Consider the following 732-nt stretch of genomic DNA (forward strand, 5'->3'; position numbering starts at 1 on the left):
AGGCTCGGTCCGACGACCGTCCCGTCCGCAGCCAGATAGAGCAGGTTCACATCCAGCGTCGCCCGCCCCGTGTTGGCTATCTCGACATACAGCCGGTCGCAGGCCCTCACATTGGGCAGGGCGAGTAGCGAGACGACCTGCGCCGTGACCGGCGGTGTTTGTGCGTCGACCGCATCGCCGCACTGCCCTGCATCCGGCCGGTCAAGCCGCGCGACGACCGACAAGCCTTCGGGCGCCCAGCCCCCGCCCAGCGCCTTGATCGCCGCCGCCACGCGGTCGGCCGCCGACTTCGGCTGACCCAAAGGCGGTGCGATCCGCGCCGCGACCGCCTTCATCGATCCCGCCTCCAGCCCCGAACGCCCGCTCCCCGCCGAGGTGATCGCGCCATAGCCCAGCACCGCCTGATCCGCGTCCTCCAGAACGACCTGATCGCCGGTCGCCACCCCCTCCTCCAACCCGGCCGCAAGCGTGATCTCCGCCCCCCGGCGCACGACGGCGAACCGCCTCTGTCGCCCTGCGACCACATCCAGAACCGGCCCATCCATGTCGCCTTCGAAGACCGGGCGCGGCGCGTCCGGCCCCAGTCGGCCATCTGCGGACAGCAGACCCGCCGCCAGATCGCCCAGGCTGCGGGTGCGACCGGCGTCGAGACTGCGGATCAGGGCGTTTGAGAAGACCGATCCCCTGTCTGTCGCCAAGGCCAGGCCGTCATCCCCGGCGGCATAAAAGCCG

At 71.0% G+C, this 732-nt stretch carries 1 protein-coding gene; it reads right to left on the bottom strand.

Annotated features, from left to right (window positions below; all coding sequences use genetic code 11):
• Positions 1-732 (bottom strand): hypothetical protein (locus CVH10_RS25670; RefSeq protein ID WP_181244438.1); only part of this gene is annotated, 732 nt, incomplete at both ends.

Origin of the sequence: Halomonas sp. ND22Bw, from assembly GCF_003011945.1 — a bacterium.
GTDB lineage: Bacteria > Pseudomonadota > Gammaproteobacteria > Pseudomonadales > Halomonadaceae > Halomonas > Halomonas halophila.